General features: G+C 43.2%; 15 protein-coding genes. 8 read left to right on the forward strand and 7 right to left on the reverse strand.

Annotation, left to right across the window (positions count from 1 at the left end):
- Nucleotides 1-56: 56 nt before the first annotated feature.
- The 3 genes from V7K49_RS01625 to rimI all read right to left on the reverse strand — a co-directional run bounded on the left by V7K49_RS01625 (nucleotide 57) and on the right by rimI (nucleotide 4,492).
- Nucleotides 57-764 carry a hypothetical protein gene (locus V7K49_RS01625; protein WP_335204266.1) on the reverse strand — a complete coding sequence of 236 codons (708 nt, stop codon included), beginning with the start codon at nucleotides 762-764 and terminating at the stop codon, nucleotides 57-59.
- Nucleotides 765-890: 126 nt separating this feature from the next.
- Complete coding sequence (locus V7K49_RS01630) at nucleotides 891-3,359, reverse strand: ATP-dependent Clp protease ATP-binding subunit (RefSeq protein WP_334872906.1); 2,469 nt, start codon at nucleotides 3,357-3,359, stop codon at nucleotides 891-893.
- 581 nt (nucleotides 3,360-3,940) lie between these two features.
- Complete coding sequence (gene rimI / locus V7K49_RS01635; protein WP_335143470.1) at nucleotides 3,941-4,492, reverse strand: ribosomal protein S18-alanine N-acetyltransferase; 552 nt, start codon at nucleotides 4,490-4,492, stop codon at nucleotides 3,941-3,943.
- A 92-nt stretch (nucleotides 4,493-4,584) separates the two neighbouring features.
- On the opposite strand from rimI, the gene lysA reads away from it, so the two are divergent.
- From lysA to V7K49_RS01650, 3 genes are all read left to right on the forward strand, one after another.
- A complete protein-coding gene (lysA, locus tag V7K49_RS01640; RefSeq protein ID WP_334872903.1) occupies nucleotides 4,585-6,003 on the forward strand; it encodes a diaminopimelate decarboxylase in 1,419 nt (472 codons plus the stop codon).
- 213 nt (nucleotides 6,004-6,216) lie between these two features.
- Nucleotides 6,217-7,143 (forward strand): diadenylate cyclase CdaA, encoded by a 927-nt coding sequence (gene cdaA, locus V7K49_RS01645; protein ID WP_298919984.1) that lies wholly within the window; start codon nucleotides 6,217-6,219, stop codon nucleotides 7,141-7,143.
- A complete protein-coding gene (locus tag V7K49_RS01650; RefSeq protein ID WP_334723495.1) occupies nucleotides 7,140-7,889 on the forward strand; it encodes an isoprenyl transferase in 750 nt (249 codons plus the stop codon). Before cdaA ends, V7K49_RS01650 begins: the two co-directional genes overlap by 4 nt.
- 294 nt (nucleotides 7,890-8,183) lie before the next feature.
- Here V7K49_RS01650 and V7K49_RS01655 read toward each other — a convergent pair whose 3' ends face one another.
- Nucleotides 8,184-8,456: a DUF3143 domain-containing protein gene (locus V7K49_RS01655; RefSeq protein ID WP_334872901.1), complete on the reverse strand. Its 273-nt coding sequence runs from the start codon at nucleotides 8,454-8,456 to the stop codon at nucleotides 8,184-8,186.
- Nucleotides 8,457-8,501: 45 nt separating this feature from the next.
- Nucleotides 8,502-9,026: a J domain-containing protein gene (locus V7K49_RS01660; protein ID WP_335204296.1), complete on the reverse strand. Its 525-nt coding sequence runs from the start codon at nucleotides 9,024-9,026 to the stop codon at nucleotides 8,502-8,504.
- A gap of 130 nt (nucleotides 9,027-9,156) precedes the next feature.
- Between V7K49_RS01660 and V7K49_RS01665 the strand changes: the two genes are divergently transcribed.
- Together V7K49_RS01665 and V7K49_RS01670 are read left to right on the forward strand one after the other, a co-directional pair.
- Nucleotides 9,157-9,375, forward strand: a complete 219-nt coding sequence (locus V7K49_RS01665; RefSeq protein WP_334872898.1) for a hypothetical protein — start codon at nucleotides 9,157-9,159, stop codon at nucleotides 9,373-9,375.
- Nucleotides 9,376-9,605: 230 nt separating this feature from the next.
- A complete protein-coding gene (locus V7K49_RS01670; RefSeq protein WP_334872896.1) occupies nucleotides 9,606-10,406 on the forward strand; it encodes an isopentenyl phosphate kinase in 801 nt (266 codons plus the stop codon).
- Between the two features lie 289 nt (nucleotides 10,407-10,695).
- Here V7K49_RS01670 and V7K49_RS01675 read toward each other — a convergent pair whose 3' ends face one another.
- Together V7K49_RS01675 and dnaK are read right to left on the reverse strand one after the other, a co-directional pair.
- Nucleotides 10,696-11,691 (reverse strand): J domain-containing protein, encoded by a 996-nt coding sequence (locus tag V7K49_RS01675; RefSeq protein ID WP_335204267.1) that lies wholly within the window; start codon nucleotides 11,689-11,691, stop codon nucleotides 10,696-10,698.
- Nucleotides 11,692-11,872: 181 nt separating this feature from the next.
- The gene (gene dnaK, locus V7K49_RS01680) at nucleotides 11,873-13,951 is read right to left on the reverse strand and encodes a molecular chaperone DnaK (RefSeq protein ID WP_334872892.1); all 2,079 of its coding nucleotides are present in this window, start codon (nucleotides 13,949-13,951) and stop codon (nucleotides 11,873-11,875) included.
- Between the two features lie 316 nt (nucleotides 13,952-14,267).
- On the opposite strand from dnaK, the gene V7K49_RS01685 reads away from it, so the two are divergent.
- The 3 genes from V7K49_RS01685 (at nucleotide 14,268) to V7K49_RS01695 (ending at nucleotide 17,541) form a co-directional block, all read left to right on the forward strand.
- Nucleotides 14,268-15,116, forward strand: coding sequence for a M28 family peptidase (locus V7K49_RS01685; RefSeq protein WP_334872890.1), 849 nt, complete (start codon nucleotides 14,268-14,270; stop codon nucleotides 15,114-15,116).
- 30 nt (nucleotides 15,117-15,146) lie between these two features.
- A complete protein-coding gene (locus V7K49_RS01690; RefSeq protein WP_334873411.1) occupies nucleotides 15,147-15,353 on the forward strand; it encodes a hypothetical protein in 207 nt (68 codons plus the stop codon).
- 655 nt (nucleotides 15,354-16,008) lie between these two features.
- Complete coding sequence (locus V7K49_RS01695) at nucleotides 16,009-17,541, forward strand: SagB/ThcOx family dehydrogenase (protein ID WP_335204297.1); 1,533 nt, start codon at nucleotides 16,009-16,011, stop codon at nucleotides 17,539-17,541.
- Nucleotides 17,542-17,593: the final 52 nt, after the last annotated feature.

Below are 17,593 nucleotides of genomic sequence, written 5' to 3' on the forward strand. Positions count from 1 at the left end.
TTTTGACTGGATGTAGGTTGGGTTGAGGAACGAAACCCAACCTACGACTCTCAAGTTCAACTTAATGTCAAATGACCCCCTTCTTTACGGATTTTTTCTAAGCCTTCAGGATCATTCACCTCAACTATTCCATCAACTAAATATTCCCACTTTGGGCTTTTAGGATCTAGTCCCACACCTTGCCAATATTGCTCAATGTACTCTTGCTTAGAGTAATGATGGTATAGATCAAACCATGAAGTATCAACTTTTGACACACAAGTTGCACTTGGAATTGTTACTTTTAGTATCAAAGTATTTGTGCCAAGCATTGATCGGATATGTGCTTGTCCAGTATATGTATTTTCCGCAACCCAAATACAAGCTAATCTACTTACAGCATTTGGTGCAATATTCCGACGTGTTTCCTCAAAAGCTAATTCTGTATCACCCATTGCAACTATTTTATCCATTTCTTCTTTTTGAAGCCATTTGGTGTCAATATTACCAATCCCAATGTGACCACCCGAACGAATAATAGCAGCAGCCGATACATACCAGGAGGTGCGAGGTGATAGCACACCCATTGGTGTACCACTTTGTTTCAAAGCTTCTATAGAAAGGTCTTTTACACAACGGTGAGATTCCGCAAGACCAGGGTCACAAAGTGCAGCAAAATCTGGAGAATATAAGCGACCACATAATGCAAGATTCCAACATGGATACCAATTATTAAGATTAATGCCGTGAATGAAATCACCAGGATAAGGTTTGATTTCTATCATGCTCAAAGATTCCTAAATTAAGTTTATGTATTGAAATCAATTTTCTGCCAAAAAAAACGGTAGAGCAATAAATACTCTACCGTTTTCTAATTTTTTATTTGAGACTTAAATCCCAAATCCTAAATCTTACTCAACACCTTGGGGTAACAATTCCCGACGCTGTTGAGAACTAACTTGCACAACGCCATTCTCATCCACATCAACAAGGGCTGTATCGCCATCCTTAATGCGACCAGACAGAATTTCTTCTGCTAGGCTATCTTCTAACAGGCGCATAATTGCCCGACGTAATGGCCTTGCGCCGTAGCTGGGACTGTAACCTTCAGTGATCAACCGATCCTTGAAGCGGTCTGTGACTTCTAAGGTGATACCCTTTTCAGTCAGACGACCAAATACTTCCTTGAGCATAATTTCGGCGATTTGGGTCACTTCCGGCTTGCTCAACTGACGGAAGACGATAATTTCATCGAGTCGGTTGAGGAACTCTGGACGGAAGTACTGCTTGAGTTCTTCATTCACCAAAGAGCGAATCCGGTTGTAAGTTGACTCGCTGGCATCTTCGGAGAATTCAAAGCCGATACCGCTACCGCCTTTTTCAATTACCTTAGAACCAATATTGGAAGTTAAAATCAGCAAGGTGTTCTTGAAGTCCACCGTGCGACCTTTGGCATCGGTTAACCGACCGTCTTCCAAAATTTGCAGCAGCATATTGAATACATCGGGGTGGGCTTTTTCGATTTCGTCGAACAGCACCACGGTGTAAGGACGCCGCCGCACGGCTTCGGTCAGCTGACCACCTTCGTTATAACCAACATAACCAGGAGGCGAACCAATCAGCTTGCTGACGGTGTGACGCTCCATGTATTCCGACATATCCAAGCGGATCATCGCTTCTTCTGAACCGAAGAAGTAAGCAGCCAAAGACTTCGCCAACTCGGTTTTACCTACACCAGTAGGCCCAGAGAAGACAAAGCTAGCTATGGGTCGATTAGGATTTTTCAAACCGACACGAGCGCGACGAATAGCTCGTGAAACTGCCCTCACAGCTTCATCCTGACCAATTAAACGCTGATGCAAGGTGTCTTCCATGTGCAACAGCTTTTCAGATTCAGATTCGGTGAGTTTGTTCACCGGTACCCCAGTCCAGGAAGCGACAATGTGGGCAATGTCTTCTTCTGTAACTACAGGTTCTTCACCTTCATTGCCAGTTGCATTGGTCTTGCTTTGAGCGATCGCCCGGATTTCGGCTTTGATTTCCATCTCCCGATCGCGCAATTCCCCAGCTTTGTCAAAGTCTTGAGAGCGCACCGCGTCATCTTTTTCTTTTAATATCTGACGCAGTTCTTTGTCTAGCTCCTTGGCTGCGGGTGGCAGTTGGGAGTTAATCAAGCGCACTCTAGAACCAGCTTCATCAACTAAGTCGATGGCTTTATCTGGGAGGAAGCGATCGCTAATGTAACGGTCTGATAACTTCGCCGCCGCTACCAATGCTTCGTCGGAGATTTTCAGTTTGTGGTGTTGCTCGTAGCGTTCGCGCAGACCATACAAAATTTCAATTGTTTCATCAACTGTGGGTTCGCCAACCATCACTGGTTGGAAACGCCGCTCTAGTGCTGCATCTCGCTCGATGTGCTTTCGGTATTCATCTAGGGTTGTAGCTCCGATGCACTGCAACTCACCTCTTGCCAAAGCTGGCTTGAGGATATTTGCTGCGTCAATAGCACCTTCTGCCGCACCTGCACCAATTAAGGTGTGTACCTCATCAATCACGAGAATGACATTACCCGCAGAGCGGATTTCATCCATGATTTTTTTCAAGCGTTCTTCAAATTCACCCCGATACTTGGTGCCTGCTACGAGCAAACCAATATCCAGCGTGACGACGCGTTTATCTTCTAGGATGTCAGGGATATCTTTAGTGGCAATGCGTGAAGCTAAACCTTCAGCGATCGCAGTTTTACCAACCCCTGGTTCTCCAATCAGCACTGGGTTATTTTTAGTCCGGCGACCCAATATTTGAATCACCCGCTCAATTTCCTTAGCGCGTCCCACCACCGGATCGAGCTTATTGTCTATTGCCATCTGGGTCAGGTTTGAGCCAAATTCATCCAGAGTCGGGGTTTTTGTGCGCCCGGATGAACCGCCTGGTGAAACTTCGGCTGTTTCTCCCAACATGCGGATGACTTGGGTTCTTACCTTAGATAGATCCACACCGAGGTTTTCTAGCACCCTGGCTGCGACACCTTCCCCTTCGCGGATTAGGCCCAACAGCAGATGCTCGGTGCCAATGTAGTTATGCCCCAGTTGGCGTGCTTCTTCCAAGGAGAGTTCTAGAACTCGCTTTGCCCGTGGCGTAAACGGAATTTCCACGGCAACAAAGCCTGATCCCCGTCCTATAATTTTTTCAACTTCAATTCGGGCATCTTTAAGATTGACGCCCATTGATTTCAGCACCTTGGCAGCCACTCCAGTGCCTTCGCCAATCAGACCCAAGAGGATCTGCTCAGTTCCGACAAAGTTGTGACCTAAACGGCGGGCCTCTTCTTGGGCCAGCATGATTACCTTAATGGCTTTTTCTGTGAAGCGCTCAAACATGGCTTTATCCCATCATCTGCGGTCGTGCCGGTATGCTGATTTTAGCACAGGCAAAGCTTTTGGATGCCTGTATAACAGATTATAGACATCCTGAAGCTATGACTTGGGTTGATGGGATGATTGTTAACTATTGACTACTTTTCTGTAGCTAGTGTACTGAGGAGCTTTAGTTCACCAGCGTTTTTGGGATTTATTACAAATAGCTGACTACTTACAGTAAGAGTTTCTTTACTCAATTCCAAATTTTTATTCATAACACATTTATCTTTAAATGTCAATGAATAAAAATCTTACATAGTTTTTAATTATGTATTTTCTTTTTAATATAAAATATTTAAATAAAAAAAGGTGGAGCAAAGTTGCATTTTTTTGCTGAAGCTGATCACAAGCCTCGATAATTTAAAATTAATAATCCCTAACTACGGAGAGCAGCGTAAATAATTAAAGATTTGTAGGTAAGGATTCAGCCCTCGAAGTAGGGGTTTAGCCTCTATTTACGATACCCTACGCGAACACTACGAGCTAATTTCCATATTTTTTACATTAATTAACATAGTTTGATTTATTCTCGCCTACCTCTATTACTTAAAAAGCAAGTGCCAAGAGGATTTGTCCAAGCGATCGCTAACTAGGGTATACCAATTGTCCAAAGTCTTTTGAAATTGGGGGTGTTGCAGGTCTGACATCCAAAGGATTAGCGCGTCCTCACCGTTATCTTGGTAGTAACGTCGCCGTCGCCCAGCTGTTTTGAAGCCAAATTTTTGATATAAAGATATTGCCGCCAAGTTGGAAGCTCGGACTTCGAGGGTAGCTCGCTCCAAACCGCGATCGCAAGCTGTCTTAATGAGTGAATATAGTAAAGCTGCACCCAAACCTTGACGGTGATATTGGGGATGAACTGCCAAAATTGTAATGTGGGCTTCCTCTAAAATTGACCAAAAGCAACCGATTCCTAGCAAACTTATGGTAGAGAACTGGGAAAACAAACCAAGTAAATCGCTGTTGGGACTATCTAATTCTCGTTTGTAGCCCTCCAGAGTCCAAAGTCCGCCAAAACAGGCTTGATCGAGTTCTAGTATTGCACTGAGATTTTCTAGTGTCAGTAATTTAATTTCTAAGTCTGATGAGATCACATTTATTGAATAAGATTACAAACCCTTTGTAAACTGGGAATCGGGAGACGAACTCAAAGCCCGTAATTTGAACAAGGACAACTTTTATATTTATGGTATCGACTCACCCTACTGGGGTTCAACATTCTGGAAGTCAATATTTACCTCAAAAATACGACACCAACGCAAATCCATCGCCTAATCAAGAACTTTTACCCTTGACTGCCAGAGTTCATAATCATGACTCCCTAGAAATTGGTGGATGTGATGTCACAACCCTAGTTGAGCAGTTTGGTTCACCTTTATATATTTTAGATGAAGAAACCCTGCGTTCGGCTTGTCAGCAATACCGAGATGCTTTCAAGCAATACTACAAGGGCGAATCTCAAGTATTGTATGCCTCAAAAGCTTGGAGTTGTTTAGCAGTTTGTGCGATCGCAGCTTCTGTTGGGCTAGGAATCGATGTAGTTTCTGGGGGCGAACTTTACACCGCCCTGCAAGCGGGTGTTAGTCCCGATAAAATCTACCTTCACGGAAATAATAAATCTCGTGAAGAACTAATTTTAGCGATCGAGTCTGGTGTCACCATTGTGGCGGATAACTGGCACGAGTTGCGTACCCTTGTGGAAATAGCCCAACCTGCTCAACCAATCCGGCTCATGCTCCGGCTAACTCCCGGTATCGAGTGTCACACTCATGAGTATATTCGCACGGGACACTTAGATAGCAAATTTGGCTTTGATCCCAACGATTTAGATGAGGTGTTTACTTTTGTTAGTCAACAACCTGCCCTTGAGTGCGTAGGGGTACACGCTCATATTGGTTCCCAAATTTTTGAGCGTCAACCGCATCAAGATTTGGCCGCTGTCATGGTGCAGTGGCTGCGAGATGCTGCAAAGTATGGTTTAAATATTACAGAGTTAAATGTTGGTGGCGGTTTAGGGATTAAGTATACAGAATCAGACGATCCCCCCAGCATTGAAGAGTGGGTGAAGGCAATTTGTGAAGTAATCCAAGAAGCTTGTGCAGCCGAAAATCTGCCTTTGCCGAAATTACTTAGTGAACCAGGGCGATCGCTAATTGCCACAGCTTGCGTCACTGCCTATACTATTGGTTCATCCAAAGTTATCCCAGAAATTCGTACCTACGTAGCGATCGATGGGGGAATGTCCGATAATCCCCGCCCAATTACTTACCAATCAGTTTATCGGGCAGTAGTTGCTAATAAAATGTCTTCTCCTTTAACCCAAACAGTCACAATTGCTGGGAAACATTGTGAATCAGGAGATATTCTGATTAAAAATGCACTACTCCCAAAAACTGAACCAGGAGATATTCTCGTAGTTATGGGAACTGGTGCGTACAATTACAGTATGGCATCTAACTACAATCGCTTGCCCCGACCGGCAGCAGTTGTAGTGACAAATGGCGAAGCAAATTTAATTTTGCAACGTGAAACTTATCAAGACTTAATTCGACAAGATCGCCTACCAGAAAGACTAAAAAGTCAAGGGTTAGGAGTTAAAAGTTAGGAGTTAGGAGTTATACCGATTATCTATAAGGGTGCTCCATAACTTGGGGATTTTGCCCCAAGTGTGACCAAGCTTGATTTTGTCCAGTTTCACAAAGAATTGGTATTAGGAGTTAGGAGTTGTCAATTAAAGGTTTTTTCATAACTCATAACTCATAACTCTTCACTCCCAACTCATAACCGTAATTAGAGGCAAAAGTTTAATCCAGATGTCATGAGAGATTGGTGGAAGCAATGGCTGACAAACCTAGGATGGTCACAGTCCTTGCTACTTGGGACTCTGGATATTGTGTTAGTGCTGGCGCTGACATACATGATACTAATTATTATTAGTGAGCGCCGGACACTGTGGATGGTGCGGGGATTCATTATCTTAATGCTAGCCTCAGCACTAAGTGGCAGATTAGGACTACCTCTGCTAAGTTTTGTACTGGAAAAGTTGGTGATTGGTTGTGCTGTAGCAATGGCAGTTGCTTTACAGTCAGAGTTTCGACGGTTTTTGGAACAATTGGGGCGTGGCGAATTCCGCCAGTTGTTTCAACCCGATCGGCTGGCAATCCCTAAATCTGATAGTGTAATTGATGAAATTGTTGAGGCTGTTAAAGAATTGTCAAAAAACCGCATTGGAGCTTTACTAATTTTGGAAACCACAGGGCAAATTGATGAGCGAGATTTTTCTGTGCCAGGAGTAAAGCTAAATGCGGAGGTTTCTAAAGAACTGATCCAAACAATTTTTCAGCCAAAAACTTTGTTACACGATGGAGCAACATTGATTCGTGGCTCACGGCTCGTGTCATCGGGTATAATTTTACCACTTTCGGGACGCACAGCCTCGCGCCAGTTGGGAACACGCCACCGAGCGGCAATGGGAATTACTGAGCGGGTCGAAAATTGCATTTGTGTCGTTGTATCTGAAGAAACGGGTTCCATTTCCTTAGCGGAACGAGGAACCCTAAATAGACCGCTGACGATTAAAAAACTGAAAGAGTCATTAGAAGAAGCTCTTTTGTCTCCAACTGTGGATAGGGAAGCTGTTGCTCCTGGTGTGTTGAGTTTTGTTCGTCAGATAGGTGGGAAGACACTAGCACTGGTTTCACGTTTACTCAGATTACCATCGACCGCTTCTCGAGATAAAAAATGACAGCACAACAAACTAAATTGCAAGATTTGCCTACTGACTTAAAACGAGAACTATTGCCGCAGCACGTTGCGGTGATTATGGATGGCAATGGTCGATGGGCTAAACGTCAGGGGTTACCCCGGATTATGGGTCATAAGAGAGGAGTAGATGCTCTCAAGGATTTACTTCGCTGTTGTCAGGATTGGGGAATTCAGGCGCTGACGGCTTATGCTTTTTCAACAGAGAACTGGAAAAGACCGCAGGAAGAAGTGGATTTTTTGATGACTTTGTTTCAAAGAGTTTTGCGCCAAGAACTGCGGGAAATGGTCGAAAAGAATGTTCAAATTAAGTTTGTGGGAAATTTGCAAGACCTGCCACGATCGCTCCAACAAGAAATATCCCGTTCAATGGCAGAAACTAAGGATAATCGTGGTATCCGGTTTTTGGTGGCAACTAATTATGGCGGACGGCAGGAGATTTTACAAGCTTGTCAGGCGATCGCAAAACAAGTCCAGCAAGGTCTGCTACAACCCGATGAAATTGATGAACAGGTATTTGAGAGCCACTTGTATACAGCAGGAATTACTGACCCAGATTTGTTAATTCGCACAAGTGGAGAAATGCGCCTCTCTAATTTCCTGCTCTGGCAAATGGCTTATGGAGAAATTTACATTACTGATACTCTCTGGCCAGATTTTGACCGGGCTGAGTTTCACCGCGCTTTGTGTGCCTACCAGCAACGGGAGCGGCGGTTTGGGAAAGTGTAAAATAGTGCTGAGTAGAGACGAGATTATACAGCCGCTCTCCGAGCGTCTATGAGTCTGTACAACAGTACTGTGTAATAAGTAATTCAGTAGGGTGGGTATTGCTTTCAATCATTTTGACGCGATCGCACATTAATTGCAAGCGATCGCTTTTGTCAGCTATACGTACTTTACAAGATTGGCGATCGCAGTAATCTGCTGGTGAAGTTCGGAGTCATTCATGCTCTACTTTTAGTATTAGAGGCGCGATCGCTATCGACTTTGCTAAATTTAGGGTGAATTGTAGTTAGCACTTTCTTATGGGCCTGAAAACACAGCTTGTTCTATATCATCCCGACTGAGAGAATATTTGAATGAACGTTGGATATCTTGTCCATTTTCCCCAGATTGGACATATCGCACTACAATTTGCTCAACGTCGAGCCATAGTTCAGCTTGCCAACTAGGCCGCTGCACACGCCAGCAATGCCTCTGTATATCGTCTTGTTGACAGCCTTGGTCTTTTAGCCACTGTTCAATTTGTGGCAGAGGATGATTATATAAAGGGGTATCAGAGGGAAGAAGAGGCATAGGAATTTGGGATTTTAGATTTGGGATTTGGGATTAGGAAATTTTTTAATTTTTAATTACCATAGGGGTAATTGGTGGCGATACATGGATAATCTGGTGTTGTACAGATGGAGTTGGCTGTAGCAAATGGGTTTGGAAAGCAGCCTCACCACGAGTTAAGCCAATGGCAACTGCTAGTAGCAGACAACCTACAAATGTTAACACCAGCATAAATAAAGCAAAGATTTCGCCAGACGAGAGGGGGCGATCGCTCGCATCGAGGTAAGCTGATTTTGACGATTCATCGGAATGTGTTGCCGGATGGTTCAAGTCTGGAGGTGCTTGAATCACCGCAAAGCGAGAATAGCCAATTTTTAAATCGTAGCTTAATCTACGTTCTGGATTACTCAGAGTGGCGTAAGCTTCGTTGATTTGCTGAAATTTGGGAGTGGCGATCGCAGTAGGCAAGTCTGTAGTATCTGGATGATAGCGTTTACTCAGTTCTCGATAAGCACGACGAATGTCGATTACCGATGCCGAGGGATGCAGTCCTAGCAGGGAGTAATAAGTTGGTTTACTGCTTTGTGGCATTGCCCCGTTGTGATTCACGGCTGTTTGAGTCACTTTGCTCAAAGATATTTTTTATATTTTAAATCCTTTGTGAATTGGGGAAGACGCAAGAAGACACAGCAGGTCTAGGAAGTCGCCGCTTGTACTAACTGTGAATGGGAAAGCGGAGGTTGTGGTGCATGAAGCGCAAGCATTTCAGCAGATGATAGATCAACTCCAGCGCCTTGAGGAAGAACTGCAAAAACTCAAGCTAGAAGCGTTACGCAGTCAGATTGATATTGGTATTAAGCAACTTGAGAGCGGTCAGTATACTGAATATAACGACGAGTCACTTTCGGCTTTTTTTGCAAATATTAAAGCACGAGGATAGGAAAATTTGGCTGACAGGGATTCTCTATGAGTCGATTTCGGATTTCTACTCAAGCAGTGCAAGATATTGAAAATATCTGGAAATATGTAGAGCAATGTTGGGATTGCTGAGTGTGCTGATTATGAAAGTAGCATTTGTTAAATTCCGTTGAATTTACTAGTAATTTTGATTTTTTTTATTTATGATTACTTTCCTGTAAGTTTTTGTCTTCCCTTATTTAACATTTTATTATGGAGTTAGTATTAATTAAGCTGGGAGGTTCCTTAATTACTGATAAGGATAAACCTTATACTGCTCGAAGAGAAGTTATGGCACAACTGGTCGAGCAAGTAAGCCTAATCAAACATGAAAATCCTAATCTTAAATTGATTATTGGTAACGGTGCTGGTTCTTTCGCCCACCAATCAGCGAAGAAATATAATACAATTAATGGTTTTTTATGTGATGAAGAAAAACTAGGCTTCTGCTTAGTCCACCAAGATGCTTTAGATTTAAATTTCCTACTAGCTAATTTTTTTTTACAAGCAGGTTTGCCAGTGGTAAGTTTGCCACCTCTTACTATGATAATCACTCACAATAAAAAACTATTGAAGAGTGACTTTAGTGTGATAGAAAATAGTCTACAAGCAGGTTTGATTCCTTTAGTTTTTGGTGATGTCGTTCTAGATCAAGCTATTGGCGGTACTATCCTCTCCACAGATACTCTGCTAGCAGAACTAGCGAAATACTTCTATCTTCAAGGTAAGTTTAAAGTTCGACTAATAAATGTTGGTAATTATGCAGGTGTATATGATCAAGATGGGCAAGTACTTTCCAATATTACTCAGGCTAACTATTCTCAAATTAAACCTTTCTTGGGCAAGAGCAAATCAGTAGATGTTACTGGCGGGATGGCTAAGAAAGTTGAAGAATTTTTGACTATTTCTAGCTTAGGGATTGATTGCTGGATAATTGATGGAAATATCCCAGGGAATTTAGCTTCTTCAGTTTTAGGTGGGCCAACTCTAGGCACTTTAATTCGGGCATTTTAACTAAGTTAGTAAGAATTCAGGTCTAAAATTTAGGAAGCAAGGATGGGCGAGACAGAATAATTATTAGAGTCAGCCAGTAATGATTGTACAAAAAAATAGGCTCTTTACCTGTTCGTAGGTTATAGATGCTACCCAACTCTAATCTACTTGTCCCACGCATTTAGGACTTTTGCAAGAGGTTTATTGATTGCATTTTTTCTCTATTAATAAATTAAGTTGCTCTACCCATTAATTACGAATTATGGGTTAATAATTATTTTGGTCAATAGCTTGATATGCTACCTCATGCCTAACGGATTAAATCAGCACGGGGTTTAAAGGTTTCAATTTCCCGTAACTTTTCGTAAATTTCCCGTTCTTCTTGACTAATATTTTTCGGGGTAACTATTTGAATTTCTACTAATTGATCACCACGTTTACCGTCATCGCTGGGGTAGCCTTTATTCCCTAGTCGAAATTTTTGACCAGACCTAACTCCTGGGGGAATTGTCATTTTCACTGGGCCGTCTAAAGTTGGTGCTTCTACCTGTCCTCCTAAAACTGCTTCACTGGGAGTAACTGGTACTTGGCAGAGGATATTTAAACCTTCTAGCTTGAATAATGGATGAAGTTCAACGGTAATTTTTAAATATAGGTCGCCACCACCAACGCCTTGGTTCCGCAAACGAATGGTTTGACCTGTTACCATACCTGGAGGCATGTTAACTTCTAGCGATCGCCCATCTTCCAAACGAATGCGTTCATTACCACCTTGATAAGCTTTTTCTAGTGGGAGCGTTAATCTAGCTTCTATATCCCGACGGGTAGTGCGAGGTGGTGTGTTAACGGTGTAGGCAACTTTTGTTCTGGGGGAACGAAACGGATCGCTAGTATTGCCATTACTGGAGTTACTTGTGCCATTCTTATTTTTGACACCGATAACTTGATTAATAAAGCTTTCAAAGTCAGAAAATTGGCTTGGATCTACGTCCTGATTACTGTTGCGATCGCCTTGGCTACTCTGCCAAGTTTTAGCCTTTGGCGTCTTAGGGTTGCCCGCAAAGCCTTTTTGCTTCCAGTAGCGGCTAAACTGGTCGTACTGCGATCGCTTGGCTAGGTCTGAAAGGACTTCATAAGCCTCGCCGATATCCTTAAATTTTTCCTCAGATGCTTTGTTACCCGGATTGAGATCAGGGTGATATTGCCTTGCTAACCGTCGATAAACCTTTTTAATTTCCTCACTAGAGGCGTCTTTAGATACTCCTAAAATCTCGTAGTAATCTCGAAAATTCGGCAAATTTTGCATAGTTCAGTTATTTAAATTTTAGATTTTAGACTTCGGCTACGCTCAGTCGAACGATTTTGGATTAATTAGGAGTTAGGAGTAGAAACACGATTAATCGCGTCTGTACAGGAGTTAGGAGTTGAAAGATTTAATTTTTAACTTCTCACTCCTAACTTCTCACTTCTAACTTTTATTAGGAGTATTACGACCAATCATTGTCTTCTTCATCATCCCAATTATCTTGGTAGCTGGGACGGGATTTGCGGGGAGGACGGCTTTCATAGGAGGAACGACTGTCTCGGCTATAGTCTTTACCGTAATCTTTACCGTAATCTCTGCCATAGTCCTTACCATAGGAGTCGCGTTCCCGATATGTATCTCTGGGAGATTCGCGTTCTTTATCCTTATCACCGCCAGTAAAAATATCACGGATAGTACCCAACAAGTCGTCGTCTTCCTCTTCATCATAAGACTGGCGGACTTCCCGGTTTAGATCATATAGAGCATCTTGCAAGTCGGCGTAGGCTTGGTCAATACCGCGATCGCTATTTTCTTTGAGACTTTCTTTTAGGTCTCGGCAAATATTATCAATTCTTTGGCGGCGGCTGCGGGCAAACTGCATACCAAATTCGAGCGCTACATCTCTGAGTTGTCGTTCTGCTTGGATAATCAACGCCTCAGAACGAGTTCGCTTTTCTACCCTTTCTTTCCGTTCGCGATCAACATCGGCGTATTTCTGAGCGTCCTGAATCATCCGATTCACTTCCGACTCGTTCAAGGTGGAAGCGCCTTGAATGGTGATACTCTGTTCTCGACCAGTGGTTCTATCTAGGGCTGTTACCTGTAAAATACCGTTAGCATCGATATCAAACGATACTTGTACTTGAGGAATACCCCGTGGCGCTGGTGGGATACCATACAGCTTGAAGCGTCCTAAAGACTTGTTGTTTGCTGCCATATCCCGTTCGCCTTGGACTACGTGAATTTCTACAGTATTTTGGTTATTTTCTGACGTGGAAAAAATATCAGAACGGCGGACTGGGATGGTGGTGTTGCGAGGAATGAGTTTTTTCATCACGCCGCCGATGGTTTCCAATCCCAAAGAGAGGGGTGTCACATCCAAAAGCAGCACATCTTTGAGTTCGCCTGCGAGAATGCCTGCTTGAATTGCTGCACCCACTCCCACTACTTCATCGGGGTTGACGTTTTCATTGGGTTCTGTACCAATCAAGTCCCGTACAAGCTGCTTCACCATTGGCATCCGTGTAGAACCGCCCACTAGCACAACTTCTTCAATGTCTCTGGGTGAGAGTCCGGCATCTTTAAGGGCGCGTTTCACTGGTGTCCGCAATCGCCCCACCAAATCACTACACAAATCTTCAAACTGAGAACGAGTCAGGCGAGTTTCTAGATGTTTGGGACCATCGTTAGTGGCGGTGATGAAGGGTAAGTTAATATCAGTGACGCTGACAGCAGAAAGTTCTCTTTTGGCTTTCTCTGCTGCTTCCATCAAACGTTGTAAGGCTTGGCGATCGCGTCTTAAGTCTACCTCTTCTGTTTCCAGAAATTGCTCTGCTAGCCAATCTACAATTTTTTTGTCAAAGTCGTTACCACCAAGTTGCGTGTCTCCACTGGTAGCTTTGACTTCAAATATGCCATCGCCAACTTCCAGAATCGATACGTCAAAAGTACCGCCACCCAAGTCAAATACTAAGATAGTTTCCGTCTCACCCCGATCAAATCCATAAGCTAAAGATGCAGCAGTTGGTTCATTGAGAATCCGCAGCACCTCTAAACCGGCAATTCTGCCAGCATCGCGGGTTGCCTGCCGCTGAGAATCGTTAAAATAAGCGGGTACTGTAATTACTGCCCCTGTCACTGGTTCACCCAAATAGCGACTAGCATCGTCTGCCAATTTCTTCAGCACCATAGCCGAAATTTCTTCTGGGGCGAAATCCTTATTGAGACGGGGACAGGCAACTTTAATATTACCTACTTCGTCTTTGCGGATGGTGTAGGGTACACGCTTGGAATCTGGACTAAGTTCGCCATATTTGCGCCCAATAAAGCGTTTAACGGCGAAAAAGGTATTTTGTGGATTGAGGATGGTTTGTCGCCGTGCCATTTCCCCAACCACCCTTTCACCTTCTTTGCTGAAGCCAACTACGGAGGGGGTTGTTCGCATTCCTTCTGCATTGGCAATCACCATCGGCTTGCCACCCTCCATAACGGCGACTACTGAGTTGGTTGTACCCAAGTCGATGCCGACTACCTTGCCCATGCGTTACTCTTCTCCTAAAGTGTCTTATATATTTATTATGATTGGGCGGAACTACCTCTAGCTTTGTGCTACAGGATGAAAACACCTCAATAGTATAATAGTCATCATTAAGGCAGTAAGCTAAGAAGTGCAGCTAAAGGAGATAGTTGCAAGACTAGGATAGCATTGACGATGATTGGTGTGTCCAAGCAGCCTCAATTATTGTTATCTGCCTACTTCTATGCACTGGATCTGCAAGTTGGTAAATGTACCTTAATAATCTTGCTCTGCTTGTTTGAATGCCTAAAAACCTTAATATTGCCACTATTTTAAAGATTTGAATTTAACAGAGCGATTACAAACTTCCCTGAGTGAGATAGCGCGAGAACGCGATCCTTACATGGCAACGGCTGGACATTTTTTTGTCCAAGAATACATCCGCCAGCAATTTTCCCAATGGGGGAGTGTGGAAATCCACACCTTTGAAGTCAGAGGTAAGGCTTGTAAGAACTTGATATTAAATTTACCCTCCCAAGCTAGACGACAAAAAAAGGATTTGCCACCTATTTTAATTGGTGCTCATTATGATGCTGTTCCGGGAACACCAGGAGCTGATGATAATGCCACTGGTGTAACGGTGTTGCTGGAATTAGCGAGAAAGTTTGCTGCTCAACCTGTAAGATATCCCTTAAGGCTGGTTGCTTTCGATATGGAAGAATACGGCTTACTGGGTAGTGCTGACTATGCAGCTCTGTTGCGTCAACAAAAGCAACAGCTACGCTTAATGATCTCCCTAGAAATGCTGGGATATAAGGATTCTACACCTGGTTCTCAAAGTTACCCTCCTCCTCTGGAACGCTTCTACCCAGACAGAGGTGATTTTATTGCTTTAATTGGCAATTTGCGGACATTGCCTGATTTAATTGGCATGAGCCGTAATATTCGCAAAGCTGGCGTACCTAGTCAATGGCTACCCGTGCCGAATCGAGGTTTAATAGTCCCTCAAACCAGACGTAGTGATCATGCACCTTTCTGGGATTTGGGTTATCCGGCAATTATGGTAACAGATACGGCATTCCTGCGAAATCCACATTATCACAAACCTAGTGATGCGATCGCTACTTTAGATTTAGATTTTCTTAGCGGTGGATGTGAAGGATTGGAAATTGCGATTCGGCAGTTGTGAAAAGTTAAGAGAAATTAATAAGTTTATCTTTTGCCTTCTAAAGCATCATTCAACCTGTCGTTTCCTGCAATAATCTGGTCTGCGCTTTCCATGAGCTATTGCAACGATCCAAATAAACTCTTCAAATTCTGCATAGAAGATGAGATAGAAGAATATGCAGAAGATTTACTGCAAACAGGTTATTTTCATGCGATGCCTACGGCGGGCTACGCCTACGCGCATTTGAGATCAAGCTGATTAAATCATCGATATTGCGTTTCATTGTGTTGTAAATCTTATCTAGTGATAAGTCATTAGTGTCATAATCAAAAAATTTTTCTATCTCTAAGCTTAAGCGATCAGAGTTAATTGTAAAGAAATGTACATATTTCCTAGTCGCTGTATAAATCCCGTGCCCCAGTCTGATAAATCTATAGAAAAAAAGGTACATATCCTATCGATTATGACCATACAGCACTAGTCACTATCATGTACCCCAGTAAATCAAAAAGTTCTAACCTCTACTAATCCGGCTTTGTAAATTAACTTCTTAGACATAACTTAAAAAAGTTATGTCTTTTTTTTAGTGGTTAGTCTCGATTGGAGGGACAGGTACAAAATATCCACCCAAAAAGCCACTTCATAAAAAAACTGGAATTCAAAGTGAGCATCTTAACTTTTTCATTCTCAACACCGCATAAAGCTTAACCGAAAAGTATTGGAAGATGGGAGGGCAGGGGAGCAGGGGGGAAATAACCGATGCCCAATGCCCCATGTCCAATGCCCAATGCCTAATTCAGTTGTTACCAACTACCACTTTATGACTCTGAGGATTGTACGAATTGACACGAAACAATGAGGCTAATGAATGCCAAGATCAAAAAAAGGATGCTTCAAGGATATTAAAAGTACTATGCCAGAATTACACCAATCAATTGCCCAGCATTACCACGAACGGACTAAATACGACCCTGAGACTCTCGCCTCCAAAAGTCAAGGGATAGACTGGGCTAAACAGCCAGTGCCTTTCAAAGAGTACAAAATTGGCTCTACTTTTGCTCTCAAACCCTATATCCAAGAAAAACCAGAGGGATTTGTTAATAATCCAGATGCTCAATGGTGGCAAAGACTTTCACGGCTGCTGTTTCACAGCTATGGATTGACGGCGAGAATGCCTTCTATGGGTAGTGGGGTGTATTTACGTGCTGCTCCCAGTGCAGGCGGACTATACCCTGCCGAAGTCTATGTGGTTTCCCGTGGCACGGCGTTATTGCCGCCTGGTCTGTATAACTACCAGTGTCGGACTCATTCTCTAATGCATTATTGGGAAAGTGATGTTTGGCAAACCCTCCAAGCTGCTTGTTTCTGGCATCCTTCCCTAGAAAATACCCAACTAGCAATTATTGTCACTGCGGTTTTCTATCGTTCTGCGTGGCGCTATGCAGATCGGGCTTATCGCCGGATTTTTCTCGATGCGGGACACCTGTTGGGCAATATCGAATTGGCTGCTGCCATTAATGACTATCGCCCCCATTTAATCGGCGGTTTTGTGGATGAATCGGTAAACGATCTGCTTTATATCGATCCGCAACAAGAAGGTGCGATCGCTGTCTTACCTCTGGCAGACTTGTTAGATGTCAATCAAAATTTGCCATTGGGATGTACTGCTTTACCTTCCGCCACTGAAACCAGTTATCCCCAAATCCCGGATGGCGAACTGCTGACATATTTCCATCGACACACCCAGATCCAATCAGGTATAACTGGCAATCTCAATCTACCAACTATCAAACAAGAAAAATCTTTGGAGGATAAATATAACTTTCCTTTCTGCTTAAAAATTCCCACCACCACCGCACCTATAGACTGGGGACAAAAGCTGTCAGAACTGGAAAATACTATGTACAAGCGACGCTCTACCCGCGCTTATAATGGTAATGATTTAACCTTCGATGAATTGAAAGGTTTACTCGATTTTACTTACCAACCGCAAAATTACATCGACCAAAGTTTAGATATTTCTCCAGACTACTTTGATCTGAATTTAATAGAAACATTCATTGCTGTCTGCGGAGTTAAAGGATTGGAGGCAGGTTGTTACTATTACGCGCCTAAAGCCCAAGAATTACGCCAAATTCGGTTTAAAAACTTTCGGCGAGAGTTATATTTTCTCTGTTTGGGGCAAGAATTAGGGCGAGATGCAGCAGCGGTGTTGTTTCATACAGCTGATCTGAAAGCTGCGATCGCTCAGTATGGCGATCGCGTTTACCGTTACTTACATATGGATGCTGGCCATTTGGGACAACGCCTGAATTTAGCCGCAGTCCACCTGAATTTAGGCGTCAGTGGTATCGGTGGATTCTTTGATGACCAAGTAAATGAAGTTTTGGGTATCCCTGCTGATGAAGCTGTGTTATATATCACTACATTGGGACGCCCAAGATAAAACAAACCGCAAATAACACAAAGTACCCAAAGATTCTTTGCGTACTTTGCGG

Source organism: Nostoc sp., from assembly GCF_036919675.1.
Taxonomy (GTDB): domain Bacteria; phylum Cyanobacteriota; class Cyanobacteriia; order Cyanobacteriales; family Nostocaceae; genus Nostoc.